This window comes from Nocardia sp. NPDC049935 (assembly GCF_055586645.1).
This window is the reverse complement of sequence record NZ_JBVJHV010000003.1, coordinates 631,938-645,774: the sequence shown is the minus strand read 5'-3', so window position 1 is coordinate 645,774 and position 13,837 is coordinate 631,938. Positions and strand designations below refer to the sequence as shown.

Annotated in this window: 13 protein-coding genes; 11 read left to right on the top strand and 2 right to left on the bottom strand. The window is 69.3% G+C overall.

The window, feature by feature from the left end; all coding sequences use genetic code 11:
* Positions 1-13 precede the first annotated feature (13 nt).
* The 8 genes from ACZ6SF_RS15920 (at position 14) to ACZ6SF_RS15885 (ending at position 7,802) form a co-directional block, all read left to right on the top strand.
* Entirely contained in the window at positions 14-1,873 is a 1,860-nt protein-coding gene (locus ACZ6SF_RS15920) for a hypothetical protein (RefSeq protein WP_466062833.1), read from the top strand.
* Positions 1,874-2,022: 149 nt separating this feature from the next.
* Positions 2,023-2,466: a 50S ribosomal protein L13 gene (gene rplM / locus ACZ6SF_RS15915; protein ID WP_466062832.1), complete on the top strand. Its 444-nt coding sequence runs from the start codon at positions 2,023-2,025 to the stop codon at positions 2,464-2,466.
* Positions 2,463-2,975: a 30S ribosomal protein S9 gene (rpsI, locus tag ACZ6SF_RS15910; RefSeq protein WP_449998393.1), complete on the top strand. Its 513-nt coding sequence runs from the start codon at positions 2,463-2,465 to the stop codon at positions 2,973-2,975. Before rplM ends, rpsI begins: the two co-directional genes overlap by 4 nt.
* Before the next feature lie 195 nt (positions 2,976-3,170).
* Positions 3,171-4,556, top strand: coding sequence for a phosphoglucosamine mutase (glmM, locus tag ACZ6SF_RS15905; protein ID WP_466062831.1), 1,386 nt, complete (start codon positions 3,171-3,173; stop codon positions 4,554-4,556).
* A gap of 139 nt (positions 4,557-4,695) precedes the next feature.
* Entirely contained in the window at positions 4,696-4,887 is a 192-nt protein-coding gene (locus tag ACZ6SF_RS15900; RefSeq protein ID WP_466062830.1) for a PspC domain-containing protein, read from the top strand.
* A 318-nt stretch (positions 4,888-5,205) separates the two neighbouring features.
* Complete coding sequence (locus ACZ6SF_RS15895) at positions 5,206-5,523, top strand: hypothetical protein (protein ID WP_466062829.1); 318 nt, start codon at positions 5,206-5,208, stop codon at positions 5,521-5,523.
* Between the two features lie 2 nt (positions 5,524-5,525).
* Entirely contained in the window at positions 5,526-7,316 is a 1,791-nt protein-coding gene (locus ACZ6SF_RS15890; RefSeq protein ID WP_466062828.1) for a hypothetical protein, read from the top strand.
* 102 nt (positions 7,317-7,418) lie between these two features.
* Complete coding sequence (locus ACZ6SF_RS15885; protein ID WP_466062827.1) at positions 7,419-7,802, top strand: hypothetical protein; 384 nt, start codon at positions 7,419-7,421, stop codon at positions 7,800-7,802.
* Between the two features lie 69 nt (positions 7,803-7,871).
* Here ACZ6SF_RS15885 and ACZ6SF_RS15880 read toward each other — a convergent pair whose 3' ends face one another.
* Entirely contained in the window at positions 7,872-8,756 is an 885-nt protein-coding gene (locus ACZ6SF_RS15880; RefSeq protein ID WP_466062826.1) for a poly(ethylene terephthalate) hydrolase family protein, read from the bottom strand.
* Between the two features lie 36 nt (positions 8,757-8,792).
* Here ACZ6SF_RS15880 and glmS point away from each other — a divergent pair, with 36 nt between their 5' ends.
* Complete coding sequence (gene glmS, locus ACZ6SF_RS15875) at positions 8,793-10,676, top strand: glutamine--fructose-6-phosphate transaminase (isomerizing) (protein WP_466062825.1); 1,884 nt, start codon at positions 8,793-8,795, stop codon at positions 10,674-10,676.
* 25 nt (positions 10,677-10,701) lie between these two features.
* Here glmS and ACZ6SF_RS15870 read toward each other — a convergent pair whose 3' ends face one another.
* The gene (locus tag ACZ6SF_RS15870) at positions 10,702-11,109 is read right to left on the bottom strand and encodes a cupredoxin domain-containing protein (protein WP_466062824.1); all 408 of its coding nucleotides are present in this window, start codon (positions 11,107-11,109) and stop codon (positions 10,702-10,704) included.
* 57 nt (positions 11,110-11,166) lie between these two features.
* Between ACZ6SF_RS15870 and ACZ6SF_RS15865 the strand changes: the two genes are divergently transcribed.
* Positions 11,167-12,627 (top strand): NAD(P)H-hydrate dehydratase, encoded by a 1,461-nt coding sequence (locus ACZ6SF_RS15865; protein ID WP_466062823.1) that lies wholly within the window; start codon positions 11,167-11,169, stop codon positions 12,625-12,627.
* A gap of 48 nt (positions 12,628-12,675) precedes the next feature.
* Positions 12,676-13,824, top strand: coding sequence for an alanine racemase (alr, locus tag ACZ6SF_RS15860; RefSeq protein ID WP_466062822.1), 1,149 nt, complete (start codon positions 12,676-12,678; stop codon positions 13,822-13,824).
* Positions 13,825-13,837: the final 13 nt, after the last annotated feature.

Sequence of the window (13,837 nt, the reverse complement as noted above, 5' to 3'; positions counted from 1 at the left end):
CACACTGATGCCTGTGATGGTGCGAGTTGGGGCGGTACATCTCGGGTGGGATGTGGTGTCCGTGGCCGCGGGCGGATCCGGCGTGCCCATCCGCCCAGTACAGGTCGAGGGCAGCTACAACCCGCCCGCCTATCTGCTGGCCGACGCCTCCGGCCGGCTCTACACCGCGGGCGTGGACAAACAGCGCCCGGATCTGGGTATGGCGATCCCGGATGTGCGTGACATCCTCGGGCATCCGCAGATCGTGATCGCCGGCGCGACCTGGCCGGCCGAACTCGTCTTCCGCGCCCGCCTCTACAACCCGCTGGCTGCGGTCGGAAGCTATCTGCGCGGCAAACCGGATGTGGTCGCCCTGCCCTACCCGGACGACTGGCCCGACGCCAAGATCGACGCCTACGCCCAGCTGGTCGAACAGCTCGATGTCGAGGTGGAACCGATCCCGGAATCCATCGCGCTGTCGGGCTATGTCCGCGCCCTGGGCCTGGTCCGCCCGCCCGACCCTGCCCTGCCCGACGGACTCGGCGCGACCGCGGTGCATTTCGACGGCCAAGTGGTCGACGGCCGTGCCAATGTCCTGGTCGTCGCGGTGCACGGTGACGAGGAGCGGCCCACCGAATCGGTGTACGTGCCGATCGATCCCGAATCCACCCACGACCCGCGCATCGCCGACGATACGGTGATCGAGGTCATGGCCGCGGCGCGGGCGATGGGCGCCGACAATTCGACGGTTCTGCTGGCCGGGCAGGTGGTGTTCAACGAAACCCTGCGCTTCGCGTTCCGTAACCATCTGGGCCAACGCCTGAAGAAGGCCGAACATCCGATGCACGCACTCGTTCTCGGGGCGACCCATCTGCTGGTCACCGAGACCGAGGACGACGAGGAACCCGAGCCGTACCCCAACCCCGGCCCGCCTCCGGAACGTCCCGGCCCGGGAGCGGGTTACGCGCCACCCGGACCGGGGCAACCCGCACCGGGCGGGCCGTACCCGCCGCAGAACCCGCCGGTTCCCGGCGGCGCCGGATACGGGGGAGCGCCGGGACGGTCCGGCGGAAACCAGCCGGGCCAGGCCCAGTACCCGCCCCGGCCGGGTCCGGACCAGGGCGGACCCCAGCGGCCGGCCGCCGGATCCGATCGGCTCGCACCCGGTGGGAACCCGCCCGGCGCGGGCGGGTCGCCCGGACTCTCGCCGTACGGCCCCTCGAATCAGCAGCCCGCTCCCTCCGAGATCGGATCCGGGCAGGAACCGACCGTCAAGGTCGACCGCGGTGACCTGCCGCCGCCGATATCCGGACCGGCCAGTCGCTTCACCCGGCCGCCGGACCCGGATACCGGTGCCCAGCCGGTGCCGCAGCCGGGGTTCCCCGGCGGCCCCCCGGGGCCGGCCCGCGGTCCCGGCGCCGGTGACCAGGCGGAGTCCGAGGGTGACAAACCCAAGGGCAAGCTCTGGAACAAGATGAAGGACAACCTGTTCGGTGCCCACGCCGTGATCGGCGCGGCCGCCCTGGCCGCCTCGGTATGGGGCGCCGACGGTTCCGGAGTCGCGCAGGCCCAGGCGGCGCCTCCCGAGCCCGGGGTGGTCCGGGCTTCCGATGAGGTACCGGGAGGGGCGCCCGTCTCGACCACGGCGGCCGGGTGCGTGCCGATGCCGCGGGTGACGATCGAACCGCCGGGTTCGGCCGGATCCGGGGAAACCGGCGCCGAGGGCCGGTCGCTGTATGCCCGCGTCCCCTCCGCGCCCTCCACCGGGGAGCGCGCCCCCGAGCCCGCCGAGGAGAACGCGGACGGATGTGAGTCTCCGGGTATCGACACCCTGCGCTACCTGGTGCCCGGACGTCCCGGGGTCGCCGATCCCGGCCCGCCGTTCGACGTCTGACCCGCTCCGGGCCGATTTCCGGGCCCGATACCCGACTGGTATCGTGGTCCGCTGGTGTGCGGAACACCGAGTCCCGGGTCTCAACCGGCCGCCGGGAACCCCTCGCCGCACAACTGGCCGGCAGCACCGACGACAGACAGGGAAGCACTGTGCCTACGTACAGCCCGAAGGCGGGTGACGTGACCCGGCAGTGGTACGTCATCGACGCCACTGACGTAGTGCTCGGCCGTCTTGCCGTTCAGGCAGCGAATCTGCTGCGTGGCAAGCACAAGCCGACCTACGCTCCGCATATGGACGGTGGCGATTTCGTCATCATCATCAATGCCGACAAGGTTGCCGTCAGCGGCAACAAGCGCGACGGCAAGCGTATCTACCACCACTCCGGGCATCCCGGCGGCCTCAAGTCCCGCACTGTCGGTGAGGTGCTCGACACCCGCCCCGACCGTCTGGTGGAGAAGGCCGTCAAGGGCATGATCCCCAAGAACAAGCTGGGCAACGCCATCGCCGGCAAGCTGAAGGTGTACGCGGGCCCGAACCATCCGCACGCCGCTCAGCAGCCCGTTCCGTTCGAGATCAAGCAGGTGGCCCAGTGACCGCTCCCGAGGAATTCACCGAATACGACGAAGCGGTTGTCGAAGACGCCGCCGCCGAGGTCCTGGACGAGGGCGTGGTCTACGACGAGGAGGCCGAGTTCGTCGAGTACGCGGCCCCGCTGGACCGGCCCGTGCAGACCGTCGGCCGCCGCAAGGAGGCCGTGGTGCGGGTGCGCCTGGTCCCCGGCACCGGCAACTTCGTGCTGAACGGCCGTTCGATCGAGGACTACTTCCCGAACAAGGTGCACCAGCAGCTGGTGAAGTCCCCGCTGGTCACCGTCGAGCGCGTCGAATCCTTCGATGTGTACGCCCGCCTGCACGGCGGCGGCCCCTCCGGCCAGGCCGGCGCGCTGCGCCTCGCCATCGCCCGGGCGCTGACCGTGGTCAACGCGGAGGACCGTCCCGCGCTCAAGCGCGCCGGGTTCCTCACGCGTGACCCGCGTGCCACCGAGCGTAAGAAGTACGGCCTGAAGAAGGCCCGTAAAGCGCCGCAGTACTCGAAGCGCTGATATCACCGGTACCGGCCGTCCGCTCGCTGTATGCGGGCGGACGTGCCGGTGTCGGCTACGAGAGCAGGCAGCCAGCCGGAGTCTGGTCGCCTGCTCTCGTGCTATATGTACCGCGGTGTTCGTCGGCCGGCCGTCGAGGGCAGTTCGGCAGTGGTCGTCGCGCCGTGGACTCACTGACGAGGGACAGGTCGAAGTATGGGACATTTGTTCGGCACCGACGGCGTACGCGGGCTGGCCAACGATTCGTTGAGCCCGGAGCTGGCGCTGCGGGTCGCCGGGGCGGCGGCGCAGGTACTGGGTGCGGACGTCCGGTCCGGTCACCGCAAGGTGGCCGTGGTCGGTCGCGACCCGCGTGCGAGCGGGGAGATGCTGGAGGCCGCGGTGACCGCCGGGCTCACCGCCGCCGGAATGGACGTATTACCGGTCGGGGTACTGCCGACCCCCGCCGTCGCCTATCTGACCGGCCTGTACGAGGCCAGTCTCGGCGTGATGATCTCCGCCTCGCACAACCCGATGCCCGATAACGGGATCAAGATCTTCGCGGCGGGCGGCCACAAACTCGAGGACGCGGTCGAGGAGCGGATCGAGGCCCGGGTGACCGCCGGCGATTTCGCCCGCCCGACCGGTGCGGCCATCGGCCGGGTACTCAACGCCGCCGGAGCCCGCCATCCCGGCGCCGATCTGCCCGACCGATTCGGTGTCGGCGGCACCCACGAACTCTATGTCGAGCATCTGGTCGAGAGCACCGGCCGGGACCTGCACGGACTGACCGTCGTCGTGGACTGCGCTTACGGCGCCGCGTCGGAGGTCGGCCCCGCCGCCTACCGGGAAGCCGGGGCCCAGGTCGTGGCCATCAACGCCGAACCCGACGGCCTCAATATCAACGACCGCTGCGGATCGACCCATATCGAACAGGTGCAGCGCGCGGTCCGGGAGCACGGCGCCGATCTGGGCCTGGCCCACGACGGCGACGCCGACCGCTGCCTCGCGGTGGACGCCCACGGCGAACCGGTGGACGGCGACGCCATCATGGCCGTCCTCGCCGTCGGTATGCGCGAGGCCGGAACCCTGGCCCAGGACACCCTGGTGGCCACCGTGATGAGCAACCTCGGCCTGCATCTGGCCATGCGCGCGGCCGGGATCACCGTGCGCACCACCGGTGTCGGCGACCGCTACGTTCTCGAGGAACTGCGCGCCGGCGGTTTCACCCTCGGCGGCGAACAGTCGGGTCATGTGGTGTTCCCGCGATACGGCACCACCGGCGACGGCGTCCTCACCGGCCTGCAGCTGATGGCCCGGATGTCCGCGACCGGGAAATCGCTGGCCGAACTGGCCGGGGTGGTCCAGAAGGTGCCCCAGGTGCTGGTGAACGTCCCGGTGACCGATAAGGCCGCCGTCACCGCCGATCCCGGCATCCTGGAAGCCGTGCGCGCCGCCGAGGAACTGCTCGGCGATAGCGGCCGAATCCTGCTGCGTCCCAGCGGAACCGAACAGCTGGTCCGGGTGATGGTGGAGGCCACCGATCACGACCGCGCCGAGCAGTTGGCCGATGACCTGGCGAAACGGGTCGCCTCGGTGTGACCGCGCCCGCCCGGCTCAGGGCCGACCCTGAGCCGGGCACCCCGGAATTTCAGGGTCGGCATCGGTATCGCTACCGATGCGGCCCGGGACCACCGGTCCGGATAGTGGAGATGTAGTACCCGCTACCGAAAGGACCGCCATGACCGCCCCCGCGCGCCGCTTCACCCGCTCCACCACCGATAAGTGGATCGGCGGTGTCTGCGGCGGTATCGCCGAGTACTTCGGCTGGAGCTCCGGTATCGTCCGGCTGCTCTTCGTCCTGTCCTGCGTACTGCCCGGCCCGCAGTTCCTCATCTACCTGGTCCTGTGGCTGATGATGCCGAAACGCTGACAGGACCCCCGACCACGGCATTCCCCATGACGGCCACCGGCCCCGTTCCCGTACCGGGAGCGGGGCTGCGTTGTACCGGTATGGATGGAAGGATGGGCGCAACGTATATCCGGATGCCGACCGGGAGTGCCATCGGAACCCGGACGGACCGGGAGTCGCGACAGAGGGACCAGGGACGAGTGGGGGGATAGGCGCACCCGGCGTCCGATCCGTCGGGAACCGGCACCTGGACCGGAGCGTCGAAGGAAGTAGTAGAGCGCCGCAGGGCCGATCGGGGGAGACCTCCCGGGCGGGGCGGGCAGGACGGAGGGGAAATCCGTGAGTACCGGTGACCAATCGGTCGGAATGCAATCCGACGCTCTGGTGGGTCTGGCGAACAATATGCGGACCAGCGCCGACGTGGTGAAGGGTCAGGTGAAGGGGGTCGCCGACAATATGATCGCGCCCGGCGATACCGGATTCGCGTACAAGACTCAGGGGGATGCCATTCATGCCGGGCTCGGAGTGGTTCAGCAGTGGCTGAACGATTGGGCCGAGGCGACACAACTCACCGGTGACGCGATGGGGCAGACCGTGATCGAGATGTCGACGGTCGACAAGGAGAATTCCGATAAAACCCAGCAGGCGGCGAGCTGATCATGGAAACCCGTACCTGTACCGAACTGCTGAAAATCGGATCCGGCGCTCTGCGGTACTTCGAAATCCTGGAAGTCCGCTACCTCCGGTGGGTGGGCGACACGAAGTCGCCCGACTTCAAGCCGTACGCCGCCCTGCACGAACTCTGCTATCAGCACAACGGCCTGAACGAGGATGCGTTCCGGCGGTCCGCCGACGCCTTGAAGACGGTGCTCGGCATGGTCGCCACAGAGCGCAATCAACAGGCGACGTTCGCCCAGACCCTACCTACGGTGTGGTGGGGTGATGCCGCGGCCGCGGCCTCGAACATGATGGCGCGGCAGCTCCAGCTCTCGGAGACCGATATCAATATCGTGCGCAAGGTGCACGAAGAAATGGACGCGGCGCCACAGGCTCTGCGTGAGGCGGTCGCGATCAAAGCCAAAGCTGCCGAAGGGATTTTGATAGGCGACGATCTGAAGGTCGACAACAAGACCCCGGAGGATATCGACAGCATCATCACCTTCGCCAAGGGATTCGAAACAACTACCACCAGTTGGTTCGGTGACTCGCTGCTCGACAAGGTCAACAGAATCTTCCCCGAATGCGCTTTCAGTGCCACTCGGCTCGACTGGTCCGATGTAACGGGAGAGGGGATCGATTCGTCAGGAGCCGTGGGAAAGGCCAGCGAAACCTCGAACGCGACCGATGTGAAACTCCACGAGAAGGCCACCAAGATGAGGGACCGTTGCATCCAGTGGCTCAACGACCCCTTCAGAGCCGAATACGAGTCGAATATCAGGGAATTCGTGACCGCCTGCAACGAGACCAACCGGCAGGTGGCAGGTGTTCACGATGAACTGGTGAAGTCGTTCCAGGGCTTGAACGAGACCAAATACCCCTGTCCGAAGGTTTCGCAGACGACCGATCCGTCCGGTGACCCGTCGGGACAGCCCAATTCCACGACGCCCTCATCCACCGGTGCGCCTTCGACAACCACGACCCCTTCGACGACCACCACCCCGTCTACGACTACCAGTCCATCCACGACGACGACCACTCCCTCGACGACGACGCCGTCCACAACTCCGAGTACCACCGAAAACCCGCTGTCGACCCTTGCTTCACTGGGTACGCAACTCGCCTCGTCAGGGATCGGTAACCAGTTGTCGGAGGGGCTGAACAGCTTGGTCGGTTCCGCGACTCAGCAGATCTCCAGCACCCTCGAGGAATTACGGGAACAAGCCGAGCAGACGATCGATACCGACGGAGACGGTGAGCCCGACGTCGATCTGGATGGGGACGGCAATCCCGACCAGGACGCCGACGGTGACGGGGTACCGGACAAGGACCTCGACGGCGACGGCGAACCGGACAAGGACGCCGACGGTGATGGTGAACCGGATGCCGAGACCGAAAAGGGCATCGAGCTCGACGGCAAAAGCTACAAGCTGGAGGTGGGTCCCGCCGGGCAGCTGAATCTGGTGGTCGACAGCGCCGAAGGCGATCCGGTGACCTACAGGGTCGAAATCGGCCCGGACGGCAAGCCGACGATCGTCACCGAAGACGCCCCGGGCGCTCCGGTGCTTCCGGAGACCGAGAATCAGCAGCCCGCCGGCCCACCGGCCGGTGCGCCGGCGGTCCCGGCCGCGCCGAAGGAAGAAGACGGAGAGCACCGGCCGCAGGATTACCCGGTGCAGTCGCCGGAGGAGGAAGATCCAGGGACGGAGACCCCGGAACCTGTCGTAACGGCCCCGCCACCCGCTCCTCCTGTGGAGACCGGTGCGCAACTGGCCGAGGCGGGTCCTCTGTGAACGCCCGGAATCCGGTGACAGCGCCCTGGCAAGTTCGGTGAGGTGGATATGGCGAGCGAGGTAGAACGAATCGGCGAGGAATGCCGCCGGTATGCCGACCGCATGGTGGAGCGGATGGCGGAATCGAGGGCGCAGCGGGAAGCTCGGAGCCGTGACACGGCCGAAAGATACGCAGCCGAATCGCGCGACTCCCGGCAGGCGACGACCGAGCCCAGGGGCGAACAGGAGGACGGCGGGCACGAGCGGCGACTCGGCGCGACCCCGCAGGAACGACAAGCCACCGGGTGGCCGCATCCGAATGGCGAACGGCACCGTACTCGGGAAGGCGGCTCCCCGGTGACGGTAGGGCAGCTCGGAGATCCGGACCAACGTGAGGCGATCGCGCGCGCTGCCGCCGCGCGCCGCCGGAACAGCGTCGTGGCGCCGATCGACGATGACGGTGATGACGAAGCGGACTATTACCGGCGTAACAGCTGGCTGGTCTGAACGCGGCGCACGGCGGCGACCAGGTTGCGGGGGCCGGGCCGCTCGTCCGCGGGAGGACGCCGACCGGGGTTATTTGCGGATCGTGCGGACCAGTTTGCCGATGGTCGCGGGGTCGGGGTGGGCCGCTTCCTGCCGGTGCGTCTCCTGGTCGAGGAGGGCGGCCGCCGGGTCGATGACGTGGGTGTGCTTGATCGAGGTGTCCGGGTCGGCGAAGGCGGCGTAGGTCTTGTCCCGGAGAAGGGTGTGCAGTAGATAGCCCGTGAGCAGGGCCCGGGTGGTGCGGGTGGTTTTCGGTTCGTGCTTTCCGCCGCCCACCGCGGCCAGGAGGCGGCGGCCCTCGGAGAGTCCGTTGCGGCCGGCGCCTTCGAGGGTGCGCAGGATCGCGGGGCCGCCCCATTCGACGGCCAGCGGGACGGCGTTGGAGCTCATCGAATCGATATCGCTCACCCCGGCGAGGATGAGAGCGGGGGAGTCGATGGCGGGCGCCACCGATTCGGCGGCGGGGGAGGTGGGGGCCGGGAACAGCGGGGCCACCGCCGCGACCCGGCGCTGGGACGCGGCGAGGACCGCGGCGCCCGCGCCCATACCGTGACCGGCCAGGGCGAGGCGTTCGGGATGCACGGTGAGGGCGCCGTCGCCGAGCCGGACTCCGGTGCAGATATCGAGGGTTGTGAGCAGATCGGTGGCGAGGTTCAGATGTGACGGAACCGGCCCGCGCTCGGTATCGGGCGCGGCGGCCACGATCCCCCAGGACGCGAGGTGTTCCAGCAGCGTGCGGTAGTTTCCGGCACGGTTCAGCCAGCCGTGGCCGAAGGCGAGGGCGGGTAGGTCCTTACCGCTCTCGGGGGTGTACACCACCCCGGGCTGGCCCGCGATGGCCAGGTTCCCGCGGAGCACCCGGTGTGGGCCGCGGCTGGTCAGAGTGCTCATTAGCGATTTCACAGACGCCGACACGACGAGAACGTTAGCGGATAAGTACTGTGAGTAGCCATGTGCGGAATCGTGGGGTACGTCGGGTACCGGGACGCGTTGGGCGTCGTCGTCGCTGCCTTGCGCCGCATGGAGTACCGAGGTTATGACTCCGCGGGCGTGGCGATTCTCGACGGCGCCGGTGGCAGCGCGATCGAACGGCGCGCCGGCCGGCTGAGCAATCTGGAAGAGGCGCTGGGCGCCGCGGGCGCCGGTGCGTTCGCGGGCAGCACGGGTATGGGACACACCCGGTGGGCCACGCACGGCGCGCCGAACGACCGCAACGCGCATCCGCACCGGGATGTGAGCGGCAAGCTCGCGGTCGTGCACAACGGCATCATCGAGAACTTCGCGCAGTTGCGCGGGGAGCTGGAGAGCGCCGGGGTCGAACTACTGAGTGAGACCGATACCGAGGTCGCCGTGCACCTGGTGGCGCGGGCCTACGCCGACGGGCCGACCGCCGGTGATTTCGAGGCCAGCACGCTGTCGGTGCTGCGGCGGCTCGAGGGTGCGTTCACGCTGGTGTTCACCCACGCCGACCATCCGGACACGATCATCGCGGCGCGGCATTCGACGCCGCTGGTGGTGGGCGTCGGCGAGAACGAGATGTTCATCGCCTCCGATGTCACCGCGTTCATCGAACACACGCGGGAGGCCGTGGAGCTGGGCGAGGGGCAGGCCGTGGTGATCACCGCGGACGGCTACCGGGTCACCGATTTCCACGGTGAGACCGACGGGGTGCAGTCGCGCCCGTTCACCATCGACTGGGATCTGGCCGCCGCCGAGAAGGGCGGTCACGACTACTTCATGCTGAAGGAGATCGACGAGCAGCCCGGCGCGGTCGGCGATACGCTCATCGGTCACTTCGATCAGACGCCGAGCCGCGCGGGGCGGATCGTGCTCGACGAGCAGCGCCTCTCCGATCAGGAACTCCGCGATGTGGAGAAGGTGTTCGTGGTGGCGTGCGGTAGCGCCTACCACTCCGGCCTGGTCGCCAAATACGCCATCGAGCACTGGACACGGCTGCCGGTCGAGGTCGAGCTGGCCAGCGAGTTCCGCTATCGCGATCCGGTGCTGGACCGCTCGACACTGGTGGTCGCGGTTTCGCAGTCGGGTGAGACGGCCGACACCCTCGAGGCGGTGCGGCACGCCAAGAGCCAGAAGGCGCGGGTGCTCGCGGTCTGCAATACCAACGGCGCGCAGATCCCCCGCGAATCCGACGCGGTGCTCTACACCCGGGCCGGGCCGGAGATCGGCGTGGCCTCCACCAAGGCGTTCCTCGCCCAGGTGACGGCGAACCTCCTGGTCGGGCTGGCGCTGGCGCAGGCGCGCGGCACCAAGTACCCCGACGAGGTGGCGCGCGAGTTCGCCGAACTCGAGGCGATGCCGAAGCTGGTGGACCGGGTGCTGGAGACGGCGCCGCAGGTCCGGGCGATCGCCCGCGAACTCGCGCAGGAGCGGACGATCCTGTTCCTGGGCCGCCACGTCGGTTACCCGGTGGCGCTGGAAGGCGCGCTCAAGCTCAAGGAACTCGCCTATATGCACGCGGAGGGTTTCGCGGCGGGTGAGCTCAAACACGGGCCGATCGCGCTGATCGAGGGCGGGCTGCCGGTGATCGTGGTCATGCCGTCGCCGAAGGGGCGCGGCGTACTGCACTCCAAACTGCTCAGCAATATCCGCGAGATCCAGGCGCGCGGCGCCCGCACGATCGTGATCGCCGAGGAAGGCGACGATCTGGTGCGGCCGTTCGCCGACGATCTGATCGAGATCCCCTCGGCGCCGACCCTGTACCAGCCGCTGCTGTCGACCGTGCCGCTGCAGATCTTCGCCGCGGAGGTGGCGCAGGCGCGCGGCTACGACGTGGACAAACCGCGCAACCTGGCCAAATCCGTCACCGTGGAATAGCCGAGGCGTAACCGGCGCCCGCCGGTTACGCCTCCACGATGATCGTTCCGCGCATTCCGGGATGGATCGGGCACAGGTAGCGGTACTCGCCCGGCTGGGTGAAGGTGTGGCTCCAGTCGCCGACCTCGAGCAATGGGCTGTTGATACTCATGGCCTTATCGCCGATGCCCTGGACGCCGTGCGGCAGGTCGCCGTCGAAATGCCAGGTGACGGTGTCGCCGGGAGAAATGGTGACCTCGTCCGGGGAGAACCGGTCCTCCTCCACGCGAATGGTGACCGCCGCCTCCGGGCTCTGGTGGTCGTGCTCGCCGGACGAGGCGGTCCCGCCGGTGGGCGCTTCGTCCGGCCCGCCGGAGCCGCAACCCGACATCAGGGCCGCGACCAGAAGGAACCCGGCGGCCGGAGCGAGTACGGACAGGTGGGGTCTGGGCATGAAAGTCAAGCGTAGTCTGCTGAAGTCGCGGCCCATCCGACTATGGAGGTGTGTTCGGTGACCGGCTACTACACCGCCGACGAGGTGCGGTCGGCAGAGGCGGATCTCTTCACCCGGGTTCCCGCGGGGGAACCGATGCGACGCGCCGCCTATGGGCTGGCCGGAGTGGTCGCGGCCGAACTGCGTGCCCGCTGTGGCGGAGTCGCCGGCCGGACCGTGGGCCTGCTGGTGGGGTCCGGGGACAACGGCGGCGACGCGTTGTGGGCCGGGTCGATGCTGCGCAGGCGCGGGGTGGCGGTCGTCGCGATACTGCTGAATCCGGATCGGGCGCATACCGCCGGCCTGGCCGCGCTGCGGCGGTCCGGGGGCCGGGTGTGCACCGAGACAGCGCGGGCCACTACGGAATTGGCGGGCGCGGACCTGGTGATCGACGGCATCGTCGGGATCTCCGGACGGGGGCCGCTGCGCCCGGAAGCGGCGAGAATCGTTGCGGAACTCGATGTTCCGATCGTGGCGGCGGATCTGCCGAGCGGGGTAAATCCGGATACCGGCGCGATCACCGGACCCGCCGTGCGTGCCGAGGTCACCGTGGCCTTCGGCGCCCGGAAACCGGTACACGCCCTGGCGGCTCCGCAGTGTGGCCGAATCGACCTGGTGCCCATCGGGTTACGGCTGCCCGAACCCCGGCTCGCCGCTCTGGATCCGGCGGCGGTGGGCGCGGGCTGGCCGGTGCCGGGCCCGGCCGACGACAAGTACAGCCAGGGGGTCACCGGGATCTGCGCGGGCAGCGAGACCTATCCGGGGGCGGCCGTGCTGTGTACGGGCGCGGCGGTGGCGGCGACATCCGGGATGGTGCGCTATGCCGGTTCCGCGTACTCGGCGGTGCTGGCGCATCGGCCCGAGGTCGTGGCGGTGCCCCGGCTCGCGGACGCCGGACGGGTGCAGTCGTGGGTATTCGGCCCCGGTGCCGGCACCGATACCGCTGCCCGCGACCGGCTCGCCGACGTCCTCGCCGCCGACGTGCCGGTCGTGATCGATGCCGACGGGCTCACCCTGCTCGCCGGCGAACCCGGGCTGGTGCGTGACCGCCGGGCGGCCACCGTGCTCACTCCGCACGCCGGGGAGTTCGCCCGGCTGGCCGGCCACGAGCCCGGCGCCGATCGCGTCGCCGCGGTCCGGGAACTGGCCGAGGCGTGGCAGGTGACCGTACTGCTCAAGGGGCGCGCCACCCTGGTCGCCGAACCGGGCGGTCCGGTGCTGGTCAACGAAGCGGGCGGTTCCTGGGCGGCGACGGCGGGCGCGGGCGATGTGCTGTCGGGGGTGATCGGCGCGCTGCTCGCCGCCGGTCGTGAACCCGTCTGGGCGGCCGCCGCGGCCGCCCGGGTGCACGCCCTGGCCGCCGGGCTGGCCGCGCATGCCGCGGTACCGGGGAGTGCGGGCGCGGCGCCGATATCGGCCACGCCGCTGTTGCGCCGCATCCCGGAGGCGGTGGCCACCCTACGGGCGCTGTCGGCCTGAGGCGGGCCCGGACGCCCCGGGTGGCCGCCGCCCGGGCCGTTCGCGGAGATGGCAGTATCGGCAACTGTGAATGGGCAAGTGGAGACCGTTGTCGATCTGGACGCCATCGCGCACAACGTGGGCGTGCTGCGCGCACACGCCGGCGATGCCGCGGTGATGACGGTGGTCAAGGCCGACGGCTACAACCACGGGGCCGTCGAGGTCGCGCGGGCGGCGCTCGCCGCGGGGGCGGCCGAACTCGGGGTCACCACGGTGGAAGAGGCGGTCACTCTGCGCGCGGCCGGGATCCGGGCGCCGATCCTGTGCTGGCTCAATGCCTATGACGCGGATTACGCCGCGGCGATCGCGGCCGATATCGAGATCGGGGTCTCGTCCCCGGAACAGTTGGACGCGGTCGCCGTCGCGGCCCGCGAACTGGGCCGGCCCGCCACCGTCACACTCAAGGTCGATACCGGCCTCAACCGCAACGGCGTCGATCCACATATCTATCCCGTGGTGCTCGCCACATTGCGCAAACTCGTCGACGAGGAAGCCGTGCGGTTCCGGGCGATCTTCTCCCACCTCGCGCATGCCGACGAGCCCTATCATCCGGTGATCGACCTCCAGCGGGACCGGTTCCTGGAAGCCATCGCCGCGGCCGAGGACCACGGCCTGGAACCGGAACTGGTGCATCTGGCCAATTCCGCGGCCACACTGACCAGGCCGGATCTGGCCTTCGACATGGTGCGTCCGGGTATCGCCGTCTACGGCCTGACCCCGGTTCCCGATATCGGGGACTTCGGCCTGCGCCCGGCCATGACCTTCCAGGCCGAGGTGGCCCTGGTCAAACATGTCGCCGCGGGCGAAGGCGTCTCCTACGGGCACGAGTGGACCGCGCCCGCCGACACCACCGTCGCGCTCATCCCGGCCGGCTACGCCGACGGTGTCTTCCGTCCGCTGGGTGGGCGGATGGAGGTGTGGGTCGGCGGCCGCCGCCGGCCCAACCGGGGCCGGGTGTGTATGGACCAGCTGGTGGTCGATCTGGGGGACAACGCCGACGGCGTCGCCGAGGGTGATCCCGCGATCCTGTTCGGACCCGGCGATCACGGGGAACCCCATGCCCAGGATTGGGCCGACCTGCTGGGCACGATCCACTACGAAGTGGTGTGCTCGCCTCGCGGACGGGTACACCGTCGGTACCGGGGAGGAGCGCGGTGAAAGCACGGACGAC

Coding starts and splice junctions, on each gene's coding strand:
- glmM (WP_466062831.1), top strand. CDS start 3,171: ATGGGACATTTGTTCGGCACCGACGGCGTACGCGGGCTGGCCAACGAT.
- ACZ6SF_RS15900 (WP_466062830.1), top strand. CDS start 4,696: ATGACCGCCCCCGCGCGCCGCTTCACCCGCTCCACCACCGATAAGTGG.
- ACZ6SF_RS15890 (WP_466062828.1), top strand. CDS start 5,526: ATGGAAACCCGTACCTGTACCGAACTGCTGAAAATCGGATCCGGCGCT.
- ACZ6SF_RS15885 (WP_466062827.1), top strand. CDS start 7,419: ATGGTGGAGCGGATGGCGGAATCGAGGGCGCAGCGGGAAGCTCGGAGC.
- glmS (WP_466062825.1), top strand. CDS start 8,793: ATGTGCGGAATCGTGGGGTACGTCGGGTACCGGGACGCGTTGGGCGTC.
- ACZ6SF_RS15870 (WP_466062824.1), bottom strand. CDS start 11,109: ATGCCCAGACCCCACCTGTCCGTACTCGCTCCGGCCGCCGGGTTCCTT.
- alr (WP_466062822.1), top strand. CDS start 12,676: ATGGCAGTATCGGCAACTGTGAATGGGCAAGTGGAGACCGTTGTCGAT.